The organism is Streptomyces sp. NRRL F-2580, assembly GCF_000720115.1.
GTDB lineage: Bacteria > Actinomycetota > Actinomycetes > Streptomycetales > Streptomycetaceae > Streptomyces.
Genome location: NZ_JOIR01000123.1, coordinates 1 through 337, shown reverse-complemented (window position 1 = coordinate 337; position 337 = coordinate 1). Strand labels below are relative to the sequence as shown.

The window sequence follows — 337 nt, the reverse complement described above, 5'->3', positions numbered from 1 at the left end:
TCGCCGCGTGGGCCGGGGTCGCGGCGACCCCGGCCAACAGCAGACCCACCAGGGCCGAGGTCGCCTTGCGCATGCGCATCCCGTGCAATGTCCGTTCTGCTCAGTCGATCACAGGCGGAACAACACGACGGTTGCCCTGCCAGGTCTCTTCGTCCTCGACCAGGTAGTCGGCGCGTTCGCCCGTCTGGTCGTCCGGTCGCTTGCCCGGAGTCTGCGTACGGGCACCCACGTGCCCCGTGGCACCCACGCCGGTAGATCAGGGTCAGGTCAGGCAGGTCGAACCAAAGTTCAGCGGTTGCGGCGTACGACGACCACGGTCACGGCCCCGCCGATGAGC

General features: G+C 68.5%; 1 protein-coding gene. It reads right to left on the bottom strand.

What is annotated here, in order from left to right; all coding sequences use genetic code 11:
• Positions 1-100: 100 nt before the first annotated feature.
• Complete coding sequence (locus IF88_RS47105; RefSeq protein ID WP_158754925.1) at positions 101-247, bottom strand: hypothetical protein; 147 nt, start codon at positions 245-247, stop codon at positions 101-103.
• Positions 248-337 lie beyond the last annotated feature (90 nt).